Source organism: Micromonospora sp. LHW51205 (assembly GCF_003315815.1).
GTDB classification, from domain to species: domain Bacteria; phylum Actinomycetota; class Actinomycetes; order Mycobacteriales; family Micromonosporaceae; genus Micromonospora; species Micromonospora chalcea.
Window position 1 is genome coordinate 159,162 of record NZ_QMEZ01000008.1, and the last position, 21,687, is coordinate 180,848.

A 21,687-nucleotide genomic window follows, 5' to 3' on the forward strand; every position below is an offset into this window, starting at 1 on the left:
TCAGTCCCGTCCCGTCCCGGCGGAAACCGTCGCCGGCGTGTCGCGGTAGCGGCGTAGTTGCGTACGCGCCACCGTGCGCAGGTGCACCTCGTCCGGGCCGTCGGCGATGCCGAGGATGCGGGCGCTGGCCCACATCCGGGCGATCGGGAAGTCGTCGGTGACCCCACCGCCGCCGTGTGCCTGGATCGAACGGTCCAGCACGTTGCGGGCGACCCGGGGCGCGACGACCTTGATCGCGGCGATCTCGGTCGCGGCGCCCTGGATCCCGACCTGGTCGATGAGCCACGCCGCCTTGAGCACGAGCAGGCGCGCCTGCTCGATCTCCATGCGGGACTCGGCGATCCAGTTCCGCACCACGCCCTGGTCGGAGATCGGACCGCCGAACGCCTCGCGGGCCGTCGTCCGGCGCACCATCAGCTCGAGGCCCCGCTCGGCCATGCCGACGCAGCGCATCGCGTGGTGGATGCGGCCCGGGCCGAGGCGGGCCTGGGCGATGGCGAAACCCTCGCCCTCGGCGCCGAGCAGGTTCGTCACCGGCACCCGTACGTCGTCGAACCGGATCTCGCAGTGGCCGTGCTGGTCGTGGTAACCGAAGATCGGCAGCGACCGCAGAATCGTCACCCCGGGGGTGTCGACCGGTACGAGGATCATGGACTGCTGCCGGTAGACGGCCGCCTCCGGGTCCGTCTTGCCCATCAGCACGAGGATGGCGCAGCGCGGGTCCGCGGCGCCGGTCGTCCACCACTTGCGTCCGTTGATGACGTACTCGTCGCCGTCACGCACGATCGAGGTGGCGATGTTGCGCGCGTCGGAGGAGGCCACGTCCGGCTCGGTCATCGAGAAGCCGGAGCGCATCGTGCCGTCGAGCAACGGGGCGAGCCACCGCTGCTTCTGCTCGGGCGTGCCGAACATGTGCAGCAGCTCCATGTTGCCGGTGTCCGGCGCGGCACAGTTGATCGCCTCGGGGGCGAGGTAGGGCGAGCGTCCGGTCTCCTCGGCCAGGTAGGCGTACTCGACGTTGGTGAGGCCGGACAGGTCGGGCAGGAAGAGGTTCCACAGCCCCAGCGTGCGCGCCGTCGCCTTCAGCTCCTCGACGACCGGCGGCAGGACGTGGGACACCCCGCCGTTCTCGCGGGCCGCGGCGGCGAGCTGGGCGGCGTACACCTTCTCGGCGGGGTAGACGTGCTCGGTCATGAACGTGCGCAACGTCGCGAGCAGTTCGCTCGCGCGCGGGCCGGGGCCGAGGTCCATCCGGGTCAGGTCGGTCGCGTCGGCCACCGTCACTCCTTGCCTGTGTTCGTGCGGAGGGCGATCTTGCCGCGAGCGCCACGGTTCAGCACCGTGCCGAGCGCGCGGGCGGCCTCCTCCAGCGGGAAGACCTCGCTGACGTGCGGCCTCAGCCGGCCGGCGGCGATCCACTCCAGCACCGTCGTCATGTTGGCGGCGTTCGCCGCCGGGTCGCGCCTTGCCCAGGCGCCCCAGAGGACGCCCAGCACCGCGCCCTCGGTGAGCAGCAGCCGGTTGAGCTTGACCTGCGGGATCGTGCCCGCCGCGTAGCCGACGGTGAGGAATCTCCCGGCCCACGCGAGGGTGCGCAGCGCCGCGGTGGCGGCGTCGCCACCGACGGGGTCGTAGACGACGTCGGCGCCGGCGTCGCCGGTCAGCGCGCGCACCGTCGCGGTCAGGTCGTCGTAGCCGATGGCGTGGTCGGCGCCGTGCGTCAGGCACAGCTCACGCTTGTCCTCGCTCGACGCGGCCGCGATCACTGTCGCGCCGAGGGCCTTGCCGATCTGCACGGCGGTGAGGCCGACGCCGCCGGAGGCGCCGAGCACGAGCAGCGTCTCGCCGGCGGCGAGGCGGGCCCGGTCGACGAGGCCGTGGTAGGACGTGCCGTAGACCACGGGGATCGTGCTCGCCTCGACGAGGTCGACGCCGTCGGGCAACGGGTGGACCATGCGCGCGTCGACGAGCACCTGGGTGGCGTAGCCGCCGATGCCGCAGAAGCCGACGACGCGGGTGCCGACGGGTGGGCCGGTCACCCCGTCGCCGAGCGCCGCGACCGTGCCGGCGACCTCGCAGCCGGGCACGAACGGCAGTTCCGGCTTGGTCTGGTAGGTGCCGGCGACGATGAGGCCGTCGGGAAAGTTCACCCCGGCGCCGGCGACGTCGACGAGCACCTGCCCCGGTCCGGGCTGCGGCTGCGGCCCGTCGGTGACCGTGAGCACCTCGGGACCGCCGAGCTCGCGCACCACCATCGACCGCACGGCTCAGCCCTCGCTGCCCGGGCGCGCCGCCTTGTCGGTGCCGGCGAACTCGTCGCGGATCCGGTCGGCGACCCCGGTGAGGTTGAGCTCGAAGGTGAAGCCCTGCTCGAAGCGGTAGCTGCGGTTGACGTCCCACAGGTCGATGCCGTTGAGCGAGGCCTTGGCGGCGCGGATCACCGTGGGGTCCTTCTCGGCGATGCTGGTCGCGACGGCGAGCGCCGTCGCGCGCAACCGCTCCCGGGGTACGACGCTGTGCACCGAGCCGTACGCGTGCAGCTCCTGGGCGGTGGCGGTGGCCGAGGTGTAGACCATGGCGCGCATCCGGTGCTGGGGCACCATCCGGGACAGGTGGGTGGCCGCGCCGAGGGCGCCGCGGTCCACCTCGGGCAGGCCGAAGGTGGCGTCGTCGGAGGCGACGATGACGTCGGAGTTGCCGACCAGGCCGATGCCGCCACCGAGGCAGAAGCCGTGGACGGCGGTGACGACCGGGACGGGGCACTCGTAGACGGCCTTGAACGCGGCGTAGCAGCCGCGGTTGGCGCCGAGCAGCGCGGTGAAGCCGTCGGTGTGCTGCATCTCCTTGATGTCGACGCCGGCGTTGAAGCCGCGGCCCTCGGCGCGCAGCAGCACGACCCGCACCGACTCGTCGGCGCCGGCGGCGTCGAGGGCGGCGGCGAGCGCGAACCAGCCGGCCACCGGCAGCGCGTTGACCGGCGGGTTGTCCACGACGATCTCGGCGATCCCGTCGGCGTGCACGGTCGTCGTCACCGACGGGTGGCTCGTGGGGTTCATCCCTGCTCCTCGGTGGTCTCGGGCCGCTCGCCGGCCTCGACGGCGACGTCGAGGGGCAGCACGAATGTCGCCCACGCGGTGACGGCCTTGTCGCCGCTCTGCCGCCGGCAGGTCAGCTCGACGTCGACGCGGCCCTCACGGCCGTCCTCGCTTTCGAGCACGTAGGTGCGCAGCGGAACGCCGTCGAGGGTGAGGACGTCGCCGGGCCACACCTGGGCCAGGAACCGGATGCGGAAGTCCCGCACGTTGGGGCCGCCGAGCCAGTCGGTGGCGTAGGTGCCGAGCAGGCTGGCCTGCCACATGCCCACCGAGAAGGGGCTGGGGAACCCGGCCGCCTTGGCGAAGGCCTCGTCGTGGTGGATCGGGTTCATGTCGCCCGAGGCGCCCTGGTAGCGGACGAAGTCGGTGCGGGTCACCGGGCCGTACGTGCGCGCCGGAGGGGTCGCCGGGACGGGCAGGACGACCTCGATCGTACGGGGACCGGCGGTGGCCGTCGTGTCGCTCATGCGGACGCTCCGTCCCCGGTGGCCGGCGGGCGGGCCGTCTCGACACCGGTGAGCTTGGCGCGGGCGACGAGACGCCCGGTCTCGTCGTGGAAGTCGGTGTACATCACGGCGAACGTCATCTCCCCGCCGCGACGCCCCACCTTGGTGTAGATCTCGCCGATGCGCGACTGGCAGGTGAGCCGGGTGCCGGCGCGGGGCGGCTCGCCGAAGAAGGTGTACTGCTGCTCGGCGTGCAGGCCGCGCTGCTGGTCGAGCTCGACCGCGGACCACGGGTTGGAGTCCTCGCCCTGCCAGAAGAACGTCGTGGTGAGGAACGTCGGCTGTACGACCGGGTTCTCCTCCCGCAGGTAGTCCGCGTCAGCCGCGCCGGTGGCCAGCGCGAACTCGCGGATCTTGCCGCGTTCGACGTCGAGCCGGAAGGGGGCGCCGGTGACGCCCTGCGCGTCGGGGTTGGCCACGACGTGCTCCTTTCGTTGGTCCGCTGCGAGCCGGCACGGTCGCCGGCGCGCAGCGGGTGGTCACGGGTGCTGGCTCGAGACGGACACGACCTCGCCGGTCATGTACGACGAGTAGTCACTGGCGAGGAAGACGATCACGTTGGCGATCTCCCACGGCGTCGCGGCCCGGCCGAACGCCTCCTGGGCCGAGAGCTGGGCGAGCAGCTCGTCGCTGGTCACCTTGGCCAGATGGGCGTGCATCGCGATGCTCGGGGACACCGCGTTGACCCGGATGCCGTGCTCGGCGACGTCGAGGGCCGCGCAGCGGGTCAGCGCCATGACTCCGGCCTTGGCCGCGGCGTAGTGCGCCTGCCCCTTCTGGGCGCGCCAGCCGATGACGGAGGCGTTGTTGACGATGACCCCCCTGCCGGCCGGGATCATGTGCCGCAGCACCGACCGGGTCGCCTTGAACGTCGAGGTCAGGGTCACCGACAGCACCGAGTCCCACTGTTCGTCGGTCATGTCCTGCACCGCGGCGGTGCCGCCGAGGCCGGCGTTGTTGACGAGCACGTCGATGCCGCCGAACTCGGCGGCGACGGTGTCCATGAGGTGGTCGAGCTGGGCCTGGTCGGTGACGTCGCAGGGCACCGCGAGCGGCCGGGTCCCGGTGAGGCGCTCGATCTCGTCGGCCGACGCGGCGAGACGGCGCTCGTGGCGGTCGCTGACGGCGACACGCGCGCCTTCCTCCGCGGCGCGGCGCGCCGTGGCGAAGCCGATGCCGGTGCCGGCCGCGGCGGTGACGAGCACCGAACGCCCGGAGAGCAGCCCGTGGGCCGGGCCGGCCCAGTCGGTGTGACCGGTGTCAGACACGGGCGGCCATCTCCTTCGCGATCTCCTCGACGGTCCAGCGGGCACCCTTGTCGATCGTCCAGTCGTAACTCCACGGCGCGCAGCGGCGGATCTCGCCGCCCTTGGCGTAGTACACCTCGCCGGTCACCGGCACGTCGGCGGTGAGCAGCCAGGCGACGAGCGGGGAGACGTTGCCCGGGTGGTAGACGTCGAACACGGCGGGGTCGGCCGGGGCGGCGACCATCTCGCCGATGCCGGGCAGGTCCTGGGTCATCCGGGTACGCGCGACCGGGACGATCGCGTTGACGCGTACGCCGTAGCGGCTGATCTCCTGGGCGAGGATGACGGTGAGGGCGGCGATGCCGGCCTTGCCCGCGCCGTAGTTCGTCTGCCCGACGGCGCCGATGATGCCCGAGGTCGACGAGACGTTGACGATCGAGGCGACCGGCTGGTTGCCGGCCTTGGACTCGGTGCGCCAGTGGTCGGCGAACACCCGGCACGGCGCGAACGTCGCGCGGAGCTGGCCATGGATGACCGCGTCCCAGTCGTCCTCGCTCATGTTGACGAACATCCGGTCCCGCAGGATGCCGGCGTTGTTGACGAGGCCGTCGACGCGTCCGTAGGTGTCGCGGGCGAGCGCGAGCAGCTCGCGGGCGCCCTCGGTGGTGGCGACGTCCGCGGTGCTGGCCACGGCCCGCCCGCCGGCGTTCGTGATCTCGGCGGCGACGGCCTCGACGACAGAGGGGTCGCTGCCGGTGCCGTCGGCGGCGGCGCCGGTGTCGGCGACGACGACCGAGGCGCCTTCGGCGGCGGCGAGCAGGGCGTGCTCACGGCCGAGGCCGCGGCCGGCACCGGTGACGACGACGACGCGTCCCTGCAGTGCTCCCATGACTACTCCTCCTTGTGCCCGGCCGGGGTCGACGCGACTGGCGCGGGCACGCCGAGCCGGTCGAGGGTCCGGGTGGCCTCGTCGATGATGCGGTCGATGAGCTCGGCGACGCTCGGGACGTCGTCGATCAGTCCGACGACCTGGCCGGTGGCCATGACGCCGAGGTCGGTCCTGCCCTCCAGCAGGGCCGACCGGTAGAGCATCGGAGCGTTTGCCGCCATGACGACCTGGCTCCACGTCAGGTCGTGGGCCTTGCGCATGGCCAGGCCCTCGCGGACCATGTCGCCCCACGGCGTGCCGGACAGCTTCTGGAAGGCGAAGGCGTTGCGTACGGCCCGAAGCAGCCGGCCGGCGGCGGAGGTGCGTTCCAGCTCGTCAATCGTGCCGGCGCGCAGCACGCGCTGCGGCACGCCGTCGACCTGCAGGGTCAGCACGGTGTCGTTGACCGTCTTGGACAGGTAGACGTCTTTCACCGACGGCTGGACCGGCGAGTCGCTGGTGAGCAGGAAGCGGGTGCCCATGGCGACGCCCTCGGCGCCGTAGGCGAGCGCGGCGACGAGGCCGCGGCCGTCGAAGAAGCCGCCGGCCCCGATGACCGGGATGTCGACGGCGTCGACGACCTGGGGCAGCAGCAGGCTGGTGGGCACCCCGCCGGTGTGGCCGCCGCCCTCACCACCCTGCACGATGACGGCGTCGGCGCCCCACGCGGCGACCTTCTCGGCGTGGCGGCGCGCGCCGATCGACGGTACGACGACGAGGCCGGCGTCCTTGCACCTGGCGATGAGTTCCTGCTTGGGGGCCAGCGCGAAGGACGCGACCTTGACCCCGGCCGAGATGAGCAGGTCGATGCGCTTGACGACGTCCGGCTGGTCGGCACGGATGTTGACGCCGAACGGCGCGTCCGTGCCGGCCTGGATCTGCTCGACGGCCTCCACGAGCTCGTCGTAGGAGAGCAGGCCGGCCGCGAGGATGCCCAGTCCACCGGCGTTGGCCGTCGCGGTGGTCAGGCGTACGTCGGAGACGTAGCCCATGCCGGTCTGGACGATCGGGTACCGCACCCCGAACAGGTCGGTCGCCCGGGTACGCAGCGTCGGGTGCATCCCGCGGCCCTGACTCATGCCGGGATCTCGCGGTCGCGCAGCGAGCGGGGGTCGATGACCTCGCGGATGAGGCGCAGCTCCTCGGCGCTCGGCTCGCGGGTGGCCGGGACCTCGCCCTCGACGTGCACGGCACAGCCGGTGGCGGCGTGGAACTCGTCGAGCGTGACGCCGGGGTGCAGGCTGAGCAGCCGCATCGTGCCGTCGGGGCCACCGAAGTCGAGGACCGCGAGGTTGGTGACGACGCGCCGCAGCTCGTGGTGCGCGATCGCGGCCGGGCCGGCGGCCCGGGCGCTGTCGGTGCCGACGCCGGAGATCATGTCGACGGTCCGGACGAAGCTGCGCGTGGAGTGGTTGGGCACCCAGTAGCTGGTCGGGTGGTAGATGCTGTTGCCGGGGGCGCCGCGTACGCCGAGCAGTTGGACCTTGGGCCGGGTGTAGTCGCCGATGGCCGAGATGTTGGTGTTGCCGTGTCCGTCGATCTGGACCGGGATCATCATGACGTGCCGCTTGCCGTGCCAGACGAGGTCGAAGATGGTGCGGAACGGGCTCCAGCCCTCGATGACGACGCCCTCGGTGGCGTGCGGGTCCGCGCCGATCTCCCAGGAGCCGGAGACGAAGTGGGCCTCGCCGTCGGTGAGCAGCAGGTCGGGGGCGACGGTGAGCCGGGCGAGGCGGACGCCGATGGCCGGGATCGTGCCGAAGGCGCTGGCGATGGACTCACCGTCGCCGGCGAACGTGTCCGCCACGGCGACCGCGCAGTACTCGGCGCGGGTCACCGGCGCGTCGGCGGTGGTGGCGCTGCCCGTGGGCTGGTCCACGGACTCGGTGGCGGCGCTGCTCATGCGACCTCCTCGGCTCGGGCGGCGACGGCCGCCTGGTAGTCATCTTCGGTACCGGACAGGTACCGCTGCTCGAACTTGGCCCAGGCCTGCGGGTCGCCGGCGGCCTTGACGTACTCGCGCTGGAAGGCCTCGTCGCGCTCGTAGTCGGGGGCGCAGGAGGTGAAGTGCGCGCCGTTCGGGGTCTCGACGACACCGGCGACGAGCTGGCGATTGATCTTGATGGTCGCCGAGTGCCCGGCGGCGCTCAGCTCAGCCGTGGGCACGATCCGCTCGCAGGACATGAAGGCCTGGTCGGCGGCGAGGCAGTAGAGGTCGTCGAAGTACGGGTCGGGCCCGAGGAACTGGCCGTTGCCCTGGGCGTCGGCGCGGTTCATGTGCACGAGGGCCGCGTCGAGGCGCAGCGGCGGCATCGCCACGAGCCGCTCGGTGCCGTACGGGTCCTGGACGAGCTTGAGGTCGGGGTTGTGCTTCAGGACGTCCGACCCGAGCCCGGCGCGGGTCGGCAGGAAGGGCAGGCGGATGCCGGCGGCGTACAGCCCCCACTGGAGCATGCCCTCGTCGTACTCGGCGATCTCGACGGCGCCGTTCTGCCGCGCGGCGCGGAAGTGCGGGTCGAGGGCGATGCTGTCGAGGGAGACGAAACCGAAGACGACCTTCCTGACCTTGCCGGCGGCGCAGAGCAGCCCGACGTCCGGCCCGCCGTAGCTGACCACGGTCAGGTCCTTGAGGTCGGAACGCAGGATCTCGCGCACGAGGGCCATGGGCTTGCGCCGTGAGCCCCAGCCCCCGATGCCGATGGTCATCCCGGATTCGAGCCGCGACACGACGTCGCGGGCGGTCAGAGTCTTGTCGGCCATGTGTCCCTCATCGTTGCGTCTGTCGGAGCACTGCCCGAGCGGTGGTGAGCAGCGCGAAGGGCGAGTCGCGTGCCGGGCATCCGCGGCCAGGTCGCCATGTAGCAAGCGCTTGGTTGGTACACTAACAGCCCCAGGGGAAGGGTCAAGACCCTGTGGCCAAGGAGGGCGGAAGATGGACACCGTGGTGCGCGAGCGCGTCAACGCGGTGGGAGTCGTCAGGATCAATCGGCCGCAGGTGCGCAACGCCCTCGATCCCGACACCCTCCTGGCGATGACCGACGCCCTGCTCCGGTACGACGCGGACCCGGGCGTACGCGCGATCGTGCTGACCGGCACCGGCGAGTTGTCCTTCAGCGCGGGGATGGACCTGCGCGCCGCGGCCGAGGGGCGCCTGGTCGACGTGGCCCGCAGCCCGCTGACGCTGCTGCGCGGCGGCTACCGCAAGCCGGTCATCGCCGCGGTCAACGGGCCCGCCGTCGGCGGCGGCTTCGAACTCGCCCTCGCCTGCGACCTCGTCGTCGCGGCCGAGCACGCCTACTTCGCGCTGCCCGAGGTGGGGCGCGGCATCGCCGCCACCGAGGGCGGCACCGACCTGCCGCGTCGCCTGCCGGTCGCCGTGGCGCTGGAACTCGGACTGACCGCCGAACCGCTTGCCGCGGCCCGGGCCCACGAGCTGGGGCTGGTCAACGCCGTGGTCCCCGCCGACGAGGTCCTGCCGCGCGCGCTGCAGCTGGGCGCCCGGATCGCGACCCACTCCCCCGCCGCGGTGCGGGCGACCAAGCGGCTCATGCACCTGAGCCTGGACCCCCGCGTGGGCGATCTCGCCGCGGTCAACCGGCTCGCGACCCTCGAACTGCTCGCCGGCCCGGACGCGGCCGAGGGCGCGGCCGCGTTCGTCGCCAAACGCGCGCCGCGATGGGCGGACGCGCCCTGAGCGCTCAGGGACGCGCCGCCGCGATCTGCGCACGCGTCCACGCGACCGAACGGGTCAGCGCCGGCTCGGCGCCCTCGGCCTCGACGGCCGGGCCGAGCAACTCAACGTCGACGACGCCGGTGTAGCCGGCCCGCAGCACGCTCGCCAGCAGACCGGCCATCGGCAGGTCGCCGTCCCCGGGCACCCACCGGTTCGGGAAGGTCGAGGTGCCGACCCGGAAGTCGGACACCTGCAGAATCTCGACCTGACCGACCCGGTCGCGGATCAGCTCCGTCAGGCCCCGCTCCTGCCAGCAGCAGTAGAGGTCGAGGCAGATGCCGATGCCGCATTGGTCGGCCAGGGCGACGGCGTCGCGCGCGGTGTGGGTGAAGCTGAGGTCGCACTTGACCGGCAGCGTGTTCTCCACAGCGAGGCGTACCCCGTGTTCGCGGGCGGTGGCCACGACCGGAGCGATCCGCTCGGCGAACCGGCCGGCCGCCTCCTCCCACGTCAGGTGCGCCGACGGGCCCGAGGTGAGGTAGACGAGGTCGGCCCCGAGCCGGCCGGCGTCCACGACGCCCTGCTGCAACGCCGCGACCTGCTGCGCCCAGCCCGGCTCGTCGTCCGGGTGGGCGGTGAAGCTGTGCACGAGGTAGCCGAGCCGTACGTCGTGCCGGGCGAGCAGGTCACCGAGAGCGGCCACGCCGAAGGAGGCGACCTTGCTGCGCTGCAGGCCGACGAGGTCGGCACCGGTACGCCGGTACATCGCGATCTCCTCGGGCAGGGCCCAGGACATCGCGGCCATGCCGCTGACGCAGACCGGGTTGGTCGTGGCGGACATCGGGCTCCTGTCGGCTCGGCGGTCGTCCGGAGGGTCGGACGTCGGGTCGGTCTCGGACGTCGGGTCGGCCTCGGACGTCGGGTCGGCCTCGGACGTCGGGTCAGTCGAGGTATTCGATGCGCGCCCGGCGTACCCCGAGGGGCGCCAGGTGCGGTCGCAGCCGCGCCGTGACGGCCTCGGCGATGCGCTCCGGGGTCCACGCCGTGTCCCGCAGCACGGGCTCGGCGAGCGCCGGGTGGGTCGTCAGCATGAGTTCGGGACCGTAGGAGCGCAGCACCTGGCCGGTCAGTTCGGCGCTGAGGTCGGAGAGCAGGTAGAGCAGCAGCGGCACGTTGGCCTCGGGCGCGATGCCCGCGTTCTGCCCGCTCGGTACGCCGCGGAACCGCTCGAGCACCTCGGCCATCCGGGTCTGGGCGTTCGGGGAGATCGCGTTGACGCGGATCCCGGCCTCGGCGAGTTCGGCCGCCCAGGCGTAGGTGAGCGTGGCGATCGCGGCCTTCGTCGCCCCGTACACGGCCGTCTCGGCACGGCCCATCTGCTCGCCCGAGGTGACGTTGATCAGGACCCCGTGCCCCTGGATACGCATCGCCGCGATGGCGGCGTCGCCCCAGGCGACGGCGCCGAGCACGTTGACCTCGAGCATCCGGCGCACAGTGGCCTCGGACTCGGCGCCGGCGCGGGCCATGGCGAAGACGCCGGCGTTGTTGACGAGACCGTCGAGCCTGCCGTGCTCGGCGAGGCAGTCACGCACGACGTCGTGCGCGCTCGCCCAGTCCGCGACGTCGGCGACCCGGATCGAGCCCCGGCCGTCCGCCGCGGCGATCTGCCCGCTGAGCCGTTCGAGTCCGTCCGCGTCGACGTCGACCGCGACCACGTGGCCTCCGGCCGCGGCGATGCCGCGCGCGTACGCCGCCCCCAGCCCGCCGGCGGCGCCGGTGACGAGGACGACACGGCCGGCGAGCAGGCCGGCTGCCCGGTCGGGCCGGGCGGCGGGCGGATGCCCGGACGGGGCGGCGGGAATCGGGTCGGGCATCGGGCAGCCCCTCTCGGCTGATCGGGATCCGCAGCGCGGGCTCCGGGCACCGAACGAGCGCTTGGTTGGCCGCCACCCTAGGCATTGCGAGCACCCCGGTCAAGGGAGGCTGGCTTTATCATGCTGAAGGCATCGAAGTGATATAAAGCAAGCGCTTGACCAACACATTGCTCGAGGAACCGGGAGCACCCATATGTCGACGACCCAGGACCGACGCTCGGTCATCCTCGACAACGCCGCCCACCTTTTCGCAGCCAAGGGAATCGATGCCACGACCGTCCGCGAGATCGCCGATTCGGTCGGGATCCTCTCCGGCAGCCTGTACCACCACTTCAAGTCCAAGGACGAGATGGTCAACGCGATCATCTCGGACTACCTGACCGACCTGACCTACCGCTACGGCGAAGTCCTGGCGTCCGAGGAGAAGCCGGCGACCCAGTTGCGCAAGCTCGTCACCAGTTCGCTGGCCAACATCGAGGCCCACCCGCACGCGACCGAGATCTACCAGAACTCGAGCGGCTACCTGCCCAAGATCGAGGGCTACGAGCACATCCGCGAGGCGGCCGCCACGATCCAGCGGGCCTGGATCCAGGTGCTCGAGGCCGGTATCGCCACGGGCGACTTCCGCAACGACATCCCGGTACGGGTGCTGCACGGCATGCTGCGCGACGCGCTGTGGCTCTCGGTCCGCTGGTTCAAGCCGACCCCGTCGTACTCCATGGCGAACTTCGCCGACGACTTCGTCTCGGTGTTCCTCGACGGCATTCTCGCCCAGGACTGAGCATCAGGCAACCAAGCGCTTGCTAGGGTGGTGCCGGATGAGGAGGCGCCCCCATGACGGCAGCAGGTCACGCCCGGACAGGTCCGGCCCCGATCGAGCCCACCCGGCACGCCGGGCTGCCCGCGGGCGTCGACGCCTGGCTCAGCCGCGCGGTGCCCGAGCTGCAGGGAAACCTCCGGCACAAGGTCATCGCCGGCGGGCGCTCCAACCTGACCTACCGGACCACCGACGCGGCCGGCCACGTCGTCGTGCTGCGCCGTCCACCACTTGGAAACCACCCGGCCACCGCGCACGACGTCCTGCGCGAGGCGCGAATCCTGCGCGGGCTGCACGGCCACCTCCCGGTGCCGCGGGTGCTCGCCGTCGAGGAGACGGGCGAGGTGGCCGGCGCGCCCCTCGTCGTACTCGAGCACCTCGACGGCGTGATCCTGCGCAGCCCCGCCGACGTCGAGCGGCTCACCACCGAGGCCGACCGCGCGCTCATCGGCCCCACGCTCGTCGATGCTCTCGTGGCCCTGCACCGACTCGCCCCGGAGGTCATCGGACTGGGCGGCCTGGCCCGCCGCCGTGACTACCTCACCCGGCAACTCGGACGCTGGCACGAGAACTGGCAGCGGAGCAGGATCCGCGACCTGCCCGACCTGCAGACCGCGCACGAGCACCTGGTGGCCGCGGCGCCCGGGCAGTCCCGCTCGGGGATCGTGCACGGCGACTTCCGCCTGGACAACTGCATGCTCGACTCGCGATGGCGGGTCCAGGGCGTACTCGACTGGGAGCTCACCACCGTCGGCGACCCGTTGGCCGACGTCGGCCAACTGCTCGTCTACTGGGCGCAGGCCGGCGACACGGCCCGCGCGCTGCACGACCCGGCCACGGTCCGGCCCGGCTTCTCGACCCGGGACGAACTGCTCTCCCGGTACTGCCTCGCCACCGGCACCGACCCGGGGCGGATCGACTACTTCGTCGCCTACAACTGGTGGAAGACCGCGTGCATCCTCGAGGGCGTGTACACCAGGGTCACGCAGGGCGCGATGAGCGGCCGCGACCGCACCGCGGCCTCGTTCGCCGAGCAGGCGGCCGCCGTCGCCGGCCGGGCGGCGGCCCTCGCGGCGGCGCTGCCCCGGCACTGATCCGCGCCCGGCCGTACCCACTCGGCGTGGTGGCGTGAGCCGGCTGTCGACGTCCCCGGTTCGACCGGGGACGTCGACCCACCCGCCTAGGAGAGCCGCTCGATGACCATCGCCATGCCCTGGCCACCGGCCGTGCACATGGTCTCGAGGCCGAACTGGCCGTCCCGCGCCCGCAGCCCGTTGATGAGCGTCGTCGTCATCCGCGCTCCGGTCTGACCGAACGGGTGGCCCAGGGCGATCGCGCCGCCGTGCACGTTGACCTGCTCGGGGTTGGCCTTGAGGTCCGAGATGGAGGGGACGACCTGAGCGGCGAACGCCTCGTTGAGCTCGACGAGATCGATGTCGGCCATCGAGAGCCCGGCCAGGGCGAGGGCCCGCCTCGACGCCTCGACCGGGCCGAGACCCATGATCTCCGGCGAGATCGCCGAGACACCGGTGGACAGGATCCGGGCCAGCGGCGTGACGCCGAGTTCGGCGGCCTTGCGGCTGGACATGATGATGAGGGCGGCCGCGCCGTCGTTGAGCGGGCAGCAGTTGCCCGCGGTCACCGTACCGTCGGGCCGGAAGGCCGGTTTGAGGCCGGACAGCGACTCGGCCGTCACTCCGGCGCGAGGGCTGTCGTCGGTGGCCACGACGGTGCCGTCGGCGAGGGTCACCGGCGTGATGTCGGTGGCGAAGAAGCCCGACTCGATCGCGGCCTGGGCCCGCTGCTGGCTCGTGGCGGCCCACTCGTCCTGCTCGGCGCGGCTCACACCGCGGTGGCTCGCGACGTTCTCCGCGGTCTCGCCCATCGCGATGTAGACGTCGGGCAGTTCATTCGCGTCGCGTGGGTCGGTCCACGGGCCGGCGCCACCCCGTCCGCGGGTGGCGGTGCGCTCCCCCGCCGCGGCGAAGATCGGGTTCTTCGTGTCCGGCATGCCGTCGGACTTGCCGGCGGCGAAGCGCGAGACGGCCTCGACCCCGGCGGAGACGAGCACGTCGGCCTCACCGGAGCGGATGGCGTGCAGCGCCATCCGGGTCGTCTGCAGGCTCGACGCGCAGTACCGCTGCACCGTCGTCCCGGGAACCCGGTCGAGCCCGAGTTCGACAGCGACGACGCGCGCGAGGCCCCAGCCCTGCTCGCCGGCCGGCTGCGCGCAGCCGAGCATGAGGTCGTCGATCTGGGTCGGGTCGAGCGCCGGCACCTGGGCCAGGGCCGCCTGGACCATCTGGGTGGCCAGGTCGTCGGCCCGCATCGAGGCCAACGACCCCTTGAAGGCCCGGCCGATCGGCGAGCGCGCCGCGGCGACGATGACTGCGTCCTGCATTGGTGTCCTCCGGTTCTCGGGCTGGCGCCCGTGACGGCGGTGCCGTCGGTGTCAGGTCTGGTCGGGGCGTCGGGCCTGCCGGCGAGCAGGGCACCGGGGCCGGTGCGCCCGCACGAGGCGCAACGCCGGGCTCACCCGGTGAGCTTGAACTTCTGGATCTTTCCGCTCGCGGTTCGTGGCAGCGCCGCAACGACGGTGAAGCTGCGCGGGCGCTTGAAGTTGGCCAGCCGCTCCCGGCACCACGCCTCGAGCTCGTCGGCGAGCGCCGACTCGTCACCGGTCCAGGCGGGAACGGTCTGCACGAAGGCGCTGCCGACCTCGCCCATCCGCGCGTCGGGGACCCCGACGACCGCGACGTCGAAGACGGCGGGATGTTCGGACAGCACCCGCTCGACCTCGGCGGGGTAGACGTTGAAGCCCCCGACCATGTAGACGTCCTTGATCCGGTCGGTGATGCGCAGGTAGCCGTCCTCGTCGACCCAGCCGACGTCACCGGTGTGCAGCCAGCCGTCCTCGTCGATGGCCTGCGCCGTGGCGTCCGGGTCCTCGAAGTAGCCCGCCATCACGTTGTAGCCGCGCACGAGGATCTCGCCCGACTCGCCGGCCGGCAGCGGCTGTCCGTCGAGACCGGCGATCCGCAACTCGGTGCCCGGGATCGCCCGCCCGCAGCTGGTCGAGATCCGTTCGAGGCCGGCGTCGGGCGGGCACACGGTAGCGGTGCCGCACGTCTCGGTCAGGCCGTAGGCGGTGATGACGTCGCGGAAGCCGAGTTCCTCGCGCATCCGGCGCAGCAGCGGCACCGGCACGATCGTGGCGCCGGTGACGGCCAGGCGTACCGAGCTGAGGTCGTACCTGCCGAGGTCGGGGTGTTCGAGCAGGGACGTGTAGACGGTGGGCGCGCCGGGGAAGACCGTGACCCGTTCCTGCTCGATGAGACGCAGCACGGTCTCGACGGCGAACACGGCGACCGGGATGATCGTGGCGCGTGTGAGGAGGCAGGCCAGGATGCCGGCCCGCCAGCCGAAGCTGTGGAAGAACGGGTTGACCATGAGATAGCGGTCGCCTCGCCGCAGCCCGACGAGTCGGGCCCACTCCCGGTCGACGCGAAGGTTCGAGGCGTGCGAGACCATCGCGCCCTTGGGGTAGCCGGTGGTGCCGGAGGTGAACAGGATGTCGGACACGTCCTCCGGGGCGAGGGCGGCGATCCGTTCGTCGACGACTCCGGGGTCGACCTGGTCGGCCAGCGCGGTGAAGCCCGCCAGGGACCACACGCCGTGATCGGTCTGCTCGCGGCCGGTGGCGGACAGGTCGACGACGGTACGCACCGAGGGCAGCAGTGGCACGGGGCGGCCGACCGCCGGTGACGGCCCGTCGCCGCGCAGCGCGGCCAGGTAGTGGGTGTCCAGGAAGGCGTCGTCCAGGACGACCATCGTGGCCCGGACCTTGGCGATGACGGACCGTGCCTCCGCACCACGGAAGCGGGTGTTGACGGGGCACAGCACGCCGCCCGCGGCCAGCACGCCGAGGGCGCTGACGACCCAGTCGGCGCTGTTCGGGGCCCAGACGACGACGCGGTCCCCCGGCTCGAGACCGTGCGCGACAGCGGCCCGCGCGAACCGGTTGACGGCCGCGTCGAGCTCGGCGAAGGTCATCCGCACGTCCCCGTCGACGAGGGCCTCCAGCTCGGCGGCGTCCTGCGCGGCCTGCCGCAGCAGGGCGGGGATCGTGGTCAACACGTCACTCACGCACATCTCCTCACGCGGAGCCGGTCACTTGTCGGAAACGAAGCACAGACTACCAACCAAGCGCTTGCTAGACTAGCGGCAGCGACGCCGGCGGCACCGACCGGTGAGGCATCTGAAGGAAGGGAACCCGGTGGCAGAGGCATACATCGTGGACGCCGTCCGCACCCCCGTCACGCGACGCGGTGGCGCGCTCGCCAAGATCCACTCCGCCGATCTGGGAGCCGCCGCGCTCACCAGCCTCATGAGTTCCTCGGGGATCGACCCCGGCGCCGTCGAGGACGTCGTGTTCGGCTGCGTCGACACCATCGGCCCACAGGCCGGTGACATCGCCCGCACCGCCTGGCTCGCCGCCGGCCTCCCGCAGCACGTACCCGGCGTCACAGTGGACCGGCAGTGCGGCTCGAGCCAGCAGGCGGTGCACTTCGCGGCCCAGGCCGTCATGGCCGGAGTCAACGACGTCGTCGTCGCCGGGGGCGTGCAGAACATGAGTGCCATCCCCATCTCGGCCGCGATGCTCACCGGTCAGCAGTACGGCTTCGACGACCCCTTCTCCGGGTCGATCGGCTGGCGCGAGCGCTACGGCGACGAGCAGATCTCGCAGTTCCGCTCGGCCGAGATGATCGCCGAGAAGTGGGGCGTCAGCCGGGAGGACATGGAGCGCTTCGCCCTGCGAAGCCACGAGCGGGCCCTGCGGGCCATCGCCGAGGGCCGCTTCGGCCGCGAGATCCGCGCCGTCGGCGACGTCGACACCGACACCTGCCCGCGCGCCGACACGAGCCTGGAGAAGATGGCCGCCCTCGACCCGCTGACCCCCGGCGGCCGGGTCACCGCCGCCGTGGCGAGCCAGATCTGCGACGGCGCGGCCGCCCTGCTCGTCATGAGCGAGCAGGCCGTGGCCGAGCACGGCGTGACCCCGCGCGCCCGGATCCACCACCTGTCGGTACGCGCCGACGACCCGGTGCTGATGCTCACCGCCCCGATCCCCGCCACCGCCCACGCGCTCGAACGCACCGGAATGTCGATCGACGACATCGACCTGTTCGAGATCAACGAGGCGTTCGCCTCGGTCGTGCTCGCCTGGCTCCAGGAGACGGGGGCCGACCCGGAGCGGGTCAACGTCAACGGCGGCGCGATCGCCCTGGGCCACCCGCTCGGCGCCACCGGCGCCCGGCTGATGACCACCCTCCTGCACGAGCTCGAACGCACCGGCGGCCGCTACGGCCTGCAGGTGATGTGCGAGGGCGGCGGCCAGGCCAACGTCACGATCATCGAGAGGCTCTGATGACCCACTCCCCCGAGACGCCCGGCGGCGTCGACCTGACCGGCCAGGTCGCCGTCGTCACCGGAGGCACCCGTGGCATCGGCGCCGAGATCACCCGCGCCTTCCTCCGGGCCGGGGCGCGGGTGATCGTGTGCGGCCGCAGCGAGCCCGAGGAACTGCCCGGGATCGACGGACGCACGCCCGTCTTCGTCCAGTCGGACGTACGCGACCCGGAGCAGGCCAAGGCCCTCGTCGCCGCGGCGGTGGACCGGTTCGGCCGGCTCGACATCCTGGTCAACAACGCCGGTGGCGCACCGAGCGCCGACACCGCGACGGTGTCCCCCCGCTTCGTCTCGGCGGTCGTCACGCTCAACCTGCTCGCCCCGTTCTACGTCGCCCAGCAGGCCAACGAGGTCATGCAGCGTCAGGGCAGCGGGACGATCATCAACATCGGCTCGGTCGCCGGAGCCAACCCGGCCCCGGACACCGCCGCGTACGCCGCGGCCAAGGCGGGCCTGACGATGCTGACCCGGTGCCTCGGGCTCGACTTCGCGCCCGCCGTACGGGTCAACCAGGTGACTGTGGGTCTCGTGCAGACCGAGCTGTCGCATCTCTACTACGGCGACGAGGCGGGGCAGGACCGCGTGGCGCGGACCATCCCCATGCGGCGGATGGCCACCCCGGCCGACATCGCCGCGGCCTGCCTGTTGCTCGTCTCGCCGCTGTCCGCCTACGTCACCGGCACGGAGATCGTCGTCGACGGTGGTGGGGAGATCCCGTCGCGGCACCTGGCCGCCCAGCCGCCCGGCGCCGGTCCGCTCGGCTGAGCGCGCGGGGCATGTACGGCGGAGGGGCCGCACCGGTTCGGTGCGGCCCCTCCGCTCCTGCCTGCCGTGGAGTGCGGCGCCTCGCTCAGAGGCCGGCGAGCGCCGCCACCTCGGCGCGGACCGCCGCCGCAGAGCCGGCCAGCAGCTGGGCCGACTTGCCGCGCTTGAAGAACAGGTGTGCGTGGTGCTCGAAGGTGAACCCGATGCCGCCGTGCAACTGGATCGCCTCGGCCGCGACGGTCATCAGCGTGTCGGCGCACACGAGCTTGGCCAGCGCCGCGTCGTGCGAGCGGGTGGCGGCCCCGGTGCGCAACGTCGTGACGAGGTGGTCGGCGGTGGCCCGCGCCCCGGCGACCGCGACGGCGAGGTCGGCGCAGCGGTGCTTGAGGGCCTGGAACGACCCGATCGGGCGGCCGAACTGCTCCCGCACCTTGAGGTAGTCGACGGTGAGGTCGAGGCAGGCGCGGGCGGCGGCCGCCGACTCCAGCGCGAGCATCGCGCGTACGTGGTCCAGCAGCACCCGGGCACCGTCGCCGCCGGGGGCGTCGACCCGGGTGGCGGCGGCCTCGCGCAGGCGCACGGTGCTCAGCCGACGGGTCTGGTCGAGCGTCATGTGCATCCGCACGTCCACCCCGTCGGCGGCCCGGTCCACCGCGTAGACGCCGAGCTCACCGCCCTCGTTGCGGGCGGTGACGAGAACGACCCGGGCGGCTTCGGCCCCGGCGACGAGGGTCTTCGTCCCGGTCAGCGCCCACTCGTCCCCGGCGCCGGTGGCCCGGGTGGCGGTCTGCCCGAGATCCCAGCCCGCGCCGTCCTCGGCGAGCGCGACGGCCAGGGTCAGCTGCTCGTCCACGACGCGTGCCAGCAGGGGCTCGGCGCTCGGGCCGAGGGCGCGGGCGGCGAGGATCGCGGTGAGGCTCGTCGCGAGCGCGCCCGGCACGAGCCGGGCCCCGAGCTCCTCGATGACGGCGGTCGCGGCGGGCACGTCCAGGCCGAGGCCGCCGAGGTGCTCCGGTACGACGAGGCCGAGCAGGCCCAGCTCGGCCGTGAGCAACTCGTGCAGCAGCGGGTCGTAGCCCCGCTCCCCGACCATGACCTCGTGGGTTCGGCGCAGGTCGGCCTGCCCGTCGAGCACCTCGGCCACGGAGGCACGGATCTCGGCGAGGTCCTCGGGCGTTCCGGTCATCGTCCTCACCTCATCGGGGCAGGCCGAGCAGGCGCTCGGCGATGATGTTGCGCTGGATCTCGTTGGAGCCGCCGTAGATCGTGTTGGCGCGGCTGAAGAGGAAGTGGGTCTGGGCGTCGTCCAGCTCGTACCCGGGCCCGGTGAGCAGCGCCCCGGCCCCCTCGACGTCGACCGCGAGCTCACCCAGCGAGCGGTTCCACGTGGCCCACTGGAGCTTGGAGATCGACGCCTCCAGACCGGACAGCCCCTCACCGGCGGACGCGAGCAGCCGCACCGCCGAGTGCCGCATCACCTCGAGCCCGATGTATGCGTCCACGAGGCGGTCACGCAGCGCCGGCTCCTGCCAGGCGCCGTTGGAGCGGGCCCGGGCGATGACGGCGTCGAGGCGCCGGCGGAAGCCGATCTGCTGGCCGAGGGTGGACACGCCCCGCTCGAAGCCCAGCGTGCCCATGGCGACCTTCCAGCCCTCGCCCTCGGCGCCGACACGGTGCTCGACGGCGGCGACGGCCTCGTCGAAGAAGACCTCGTTGAACTCGCTCGTGCCGGTCAGCTGGGTGATCGGGCGCACCGTCACGCCGGGCTGATTCATCGGCACCAGCAGGTACGACAGGCCCGCGTGGCGGGTCGAGCCGGGATCGGTGCGGCACAGCACGAAGCACCAGTCGGCCAGGTGCGCCAGCGAGGTCCACACCTTCTGCCCGGTGATGACGTAGTGGTCGCCCCGGCGTTCGGCGCGGGTGCGCACTCCGGCGAGGTCCGAGCCCGCGCCGGGCTCGGAGTAGCCCTGGCACCAGATGTCCTCGCCGCTGGTGATGCGGGGCAGGAAGCGGGCCTTCTGCTCCGGCGTGCCGAACGCGAGCAGGGTCGGGCCGAGCAGTTGCTCGGACATGTGCCCGAGCCGGCCGGGTGCGCCGGCGCGGGCGTACTCCTCGTGGAAGATGACCTGCTGGGCGAGGGTCGCGGGGCGACCGCCGTACTCGGTGGGCCAGGAGAGGCCGATCCAGCCGGCCCGGCCCAGGTGGCGCTCCCACTCGCGGCGCAGCTCGTGCGCCTCGTGCTCGCGTCCCTCGCCGCCGGTGCCGACGGCCTCGGCGAACGGCCCGGTCAGGGCCTCCTGGAGCCAGCCGCGGATCTCGGCCCGGAACTGCTCGTCGCTCACCGGCGCACCCATGTCAGGCACCGTAGACGGGGGTCGGCGGCTCGGAGCGGACGATGAGGTCGGCGACCACGTCGGTGAGCTCCTCCGGCTCCCACCGGCCGCCCTTGTCGGCGGCCGGCCCGTGGCGCCAGCCGTCGGCGAGCGAGACCTCGCCGCCGGCGACCTCGAAGACGGCGCCGGTGACGGCCCGCGCGGCGTCGGAGCCGAGCCAGACCACGAGCGGGGAGACGTTTGCCGGGTCCATCGCGTCGAAGCCCGTCGCGGGGGCGGCCATCGCCTCGGCGAAGACGGCCTCGGTCATCGGGGTACGGGCCGAGGGGGCGATGGCGTTGACGACGATGCCGTACCGGGCCCACTCGGCGGCCGCGATCTGGGTCAGCGCGGCGATCCCGGCCTTGGCGGCGCCGTAGTTGCCCTGTCCGACGCTGCCCATGAGCCCCGCGCCGGAGGACGTGTTGACCACGCGCGCGGCGACCGGGCGGCCGGCCTTGGCCTCGTCCCGCCAGTAGGCGGCGGCGTGGCGCATCGGGACGAAGTGTCCCTTGAGGTCGACCCGCAGGACCAGGTCCCACTCCTGCTCGCTCATGTTGACAAGCATCCGGTCGCGGTTGATGCCGGCGTTGTTGACGAGGGTGTGCAGCCCGCCGAAGGTCTCGACCGTCTCGCGCACGAGGCGCTCACCGTAGGCCCAGTCGCTGACGTCGCCGGTGCTGACGACCGCGCGGCCGCCCAGGGCGCGGATCTCGTCGACGACGGCCTGGGCCGCCTCCCGGCTGCTGTCGATGTCGTTGACGACGACGTTCGCGCCGTGCCGGGCGAATTCGAGGGCGTGGACCCGGCCCAGCCCCTGTCCGGCACCGGTCACGATCACCGTTCGTCCTGCGCAGAAGCCGCTCACGGCACGCCCTTTCACTCGAGGTACGGGAAGAAAACCACACCCGGCACTAGCTATGCAAGCAAGCGCTTGG

22 protein-coding genes are annotated in these 21,687 nt (G+C 72.6%); 5 read left to right on the plus strand and 17 right to left on the minus strand.

Annotated elements, in window-relative coordinates; all coding sequences use genetic code 11:
• Genes DQE82_RS25385 through DQE82_RS25430 form a run of 10 tightly spaced genes read right to left on the minus strand, consistent with a single transcriptional unit; the run spans position 1 to position 8,536 of the window.
• Complete coding sequence (locus tag DQE82_RS25385) at positions 1 to 1,251, minus strand: acyl-CoA dehydrogenase family protein (RefSeq protein WP_113974473.1); 1,251 nt, start codon at positions 1,249 to 1,251, stop codon at positions 1 to 3.
• 29 nt (positions 1,252 to 1,280) lie between these two features.
• Complete coding sequence (locus DQE82_RS25390) at positions 1,281 to 2,255, minus strand: NADPH:quinone oxidoreductase family protein (protein ID WP_113974474.1); 975 nt, start codon at positions 2,253 to 2,255, stop codon at positions 1,281 to 1,283.
• A gap of 12 nt (positions 2,256 to 2,267) precedes the next feature.
• Positions 2,268 to 3,056, minus strand: a complete 789-nt coding sequence (locus DQE82_RS25395; RefSeq protein WP_043324815.1) for an enoyl-CoA hydratase family protein — start codon at positions 3,054 to 3,056, stop codon at positions 2,268 to 2,270.
• The gene (locus tag DQE82_RS25400) at positions 3,053 to 3,562 is read right to left on the minus strand and encodes a MaoC/PaaZ C-terminal domain-containing protein (RefSeq protein WP_113974392.1); all 510 of its coding nucleotides are present in this window, start codon (positions 3,560 to 3,562) and stop codon (positions 3,053 to 3,055) included. The genes DQE82_RS25395 and DQE82_RS25400 overlap by 4 nt, the downstream gene beginning before the upstream one ends.
• Positions 3,559 to 4,020 (minus strand): MaoC family dehydratase N-terminal domain-containing protein, encoded by a 462-nt coding sequence (locus DQE82_RS25405; RefSeq protein WP_113974394.1) that lies wholly within the window; start codon positions 4,018 to 4,020, stop codon positions 3,559 to 3,561. The genes DQE82_RS25400 and DQE82_RS25405 overlap by 4 nt, the downstream gene beginning before the upstream one ends.
• A 60-nt stretch (positions 4,021 to 4,080) precedes the next feature.
• The gene (locus DQE82_RS25410) at positions 4,081 to 4,869 is read right to left on the minus strand and encodes an SDR family oxidoreductase (protein ID WP_113974396.1); all 789 of its coding nucleotides are present in this window, start codon (positions 4,867 to 4,869) and stop codon (positions 4,081 to 4,083) included.
• Positions 4,862 to 5,737, minus strand: coding sequence for an SDR family NAD(P)-dependent oxidoreductase (locus DQE82_RS25415; RefSeq protein WP_113974398.1), 876 nt, complete (start codon positions 5,735 to 5,737; stop codon positions 4,862 to 4,864). The genes DQE82_RS25410 and DQE82_RS25415 overlap by 8 nt, the downstream gene beginning before the upstream one ends.
• Before the next feature lie 2 nt (positions 5,738 to 5,739).
• A complete protein-coding gene (locus DQE82_RS25420; protein WP_051611028.1) occupies positions 5,740 to 6,837 on the minus strand; it encodes a nitronate monooxygenase family protein in 1,098 nt (365 codons plus the stop codon).
• A 14-nt stretch (positions 6,838 to 6,851) separates the two neighbouring features.
• Complete coding sequence (locus tag DQE82_RS25425) at positions 6,852 to 7,679, minus strand: CoA-transferase subunit beta (protein ID WP_205797172.1); 828 nt, start codon at positions 7,677 to 7,679, stop codon at positions 6,852 to 6,854.
• Positions 7,676 to 8,536, minus strand: a complete 861-nt coding sequence (locus tag DQE82_RS25430) for a CoA transferase subunit A (protein ID WP_043324819.1) — start codon at positions 8,534 to 8,536, stop codon at positions 7,676 to 7,678. The genes DQE82_RS25425 and DQE82_RS25430 overlap by 4 nt, the downstream gene beginning before the upstream one ends.
• A 172-nt stretch (positions 8,537 to 8,708) precedes the next feature.
• Here DQE82_RS25430 and DQE82_RS25435 point away from each other — a divergent pair, with 172 nt between their 5' ends.
• Entirely contained in the window at positions 8,709 to 9,470 is a 762-nt protein-coding gene (locus tag DQE82_RS25435; RefSeq protein ID WP_113974400.1) for an enoyl-CoA hydratase/isomerase family protein, read from the plus strand.
• Positions 9,471 to 9,474: 4 nt separating this feature from the next.
• Here the strand turns inward: DQE82_RS25435 and DQE82_RS25440 are convergent, their stop codons facing one another.
• Positions 9,475 to 10,290 (minus strand): sugar phosphate isomerase/epimerase, encoded by an 816-nt coding sequence (locus tag DQE82_RS25440; protein ID WP_113974402.1) that lies wholly within the window; start codon positions 10,288 to 10,290, stop codon positions 9,475 to 9,477.
• Between the two features lie 100 nt (positions 10,291 to 10,390).
• Entirely contained in the window at positions 10,391 to 11,323 is a 933-nt protein-coding gene (locus DQE82_RS25445) for an SDR family NAD(P)-dependent oxidoreductase (protein ID WP_113974404.1), read from the minus strand.
• Between the two features lie 193 nt (positions 11,324 to 11,516).
• On the opposite strand from DQE82_RS25445, the gene DQE82_RS25450 reads away from it, so the two are divergent.
• Both DQE82_RS25450 and DQE82_RS25455 read left to right on the plus strand, forming a co-directional pair.
• The gene (locus tag DQE82_RS25450) at positions 11,517 to 12,104 is read left to right on the plus strand and encodes a TetR/AcrR family transcriptional regulator (RefSeq protein WP_113974406.1); all 588 of its coding nucleotides are present in this window, start codon (positions 11,517 to 11,519) and stop codon (positions 12,102 to 12,104) included.
• Positions 12,105 to 12,157: 53 nt separating this feature from the next.
• The gene (locus DQE82_RS25455; RefSeq protein WP_113974409.1) at positions 12,158 to 13,234 is read left to right on the plus strand and encodes a phosphotransferase family protein; all 1,077 of its coding nucleotides are present in this window, start codon (positions 12,158 to 12,160) and stop codon (positions 13,232 to 13,234) included.
• 86 nt (positions 13,235 to 13,320) lie between these two features.
• Here the strand turns inward: DQE82_RS25455 and DQE82_RS25460 are convergent, their stop codons facing one another.
• Together DQE82_RS25460 and DQE82_RS25465 are read right to left on the minus strand one after the other, a co-directional pair.
• Complete coding sequence (locus DQE82_RS25460) at positions 13,321 to 14,541, minus strand: acetyl-CoA C-acetyltransferase (RefSeq protein ID WP_064446335.1); 1,221 nt, start codon at positions 14,539 to 14,541, stop codon at positions 13,321 to 13,323.
• Positions 14,542 to 14,672: 131 nt separating this feature from the next.
• Positions 14,673 to 16,277, minus strand: coding sequence for a FadD3 family acyl-CoA ligase (locus DQE82_RS25465; RefSeq protein ID WP_223201424.1), 1,605 nt, complete (start codon positions 16,275 to 16,277; stop codon positions 14,673 to 14,675).
• Between the two features lie 139 nt (positions 16,278 to 16,416).
• Between DQE82_RS25465 and DQE82_RS25470 the strand changes: the two genes are divergently transcribed.
• Positions 16,417 to 17,568, plus strand: a complete 1,152-nt coding sequence (locus tag DQE82_RS25470; protein ID WP_064446337.1) for an acetyl-CoA C-acetyltransferase — start codon at positions 16,417 to 16,419, stop codon at positions 17,566 to 17,568.
• On the plus strand, positions 17,568 to 18,374 hold the full coding sequence (locus DQE82_RS25475; protein WP_069090078.1) for an SDR family oxidoreductase: 807 nt from the start codon (positions 17,568 to 17,570) through the stop codon (positions 18,372 to 18,374). Before DQE82_RS25470 ends, DQE82_RS25475 begins: the two co-directional genes overlap by 1 nt.
• 85 nt (positions 18,375 to 18,459) lie before the next feature.
• Here DQE82_RS25475 and DQE82_RS25480 read toward each other — a convergent pair whose 3' ends face one another.
• From DQE82_RS25480 to DQE82_RS25490, 3 genes are read right to left on the minus strand one after another with little or no spacing between them, the layout of a single operon-like run.
• Positions 18,460 to 19,560, minus strand: a complete 1,101-nt coding sequence (locus tag DQE82_RS25480; protein WP_113974410.1) for an acyl-CoA dehydrogenase family protein — start codon at positions 19,558 to 19,560, stop codon at positions 18,460 to 18,462.
• A 10-nt stretch (positions 19,561 to 19,570) separates the two neighbouring features.
• On the minus strand, positions 19,571 to 20,731 hold the full coding sequence (locus tag DQE82_RS25485; RefSeq protein WP_069090076.1) for an acyl-CoA dehydrogenase family protein: 1,161 nt from the start codon (positions 20,729 to 20,731) through the stop codon (positions 19,571 to 19,573).
• A gap of 1 nt (position 20,732) precedes the next feature.
• Positions 20,733 to 21,590, minus strand: a complete 858-nt coding sequence (locus DQE82_RS25490) for an SDR family oxidoreductase (RefSeq protein ID WP_233514780.1) — start codon at positions 21,588 to 21,590, stop codon at positions 20,733 to 20,735.
• Between the last annotated feature and the right edge of the window lie 97 nt (positions 21,591 to 21,687).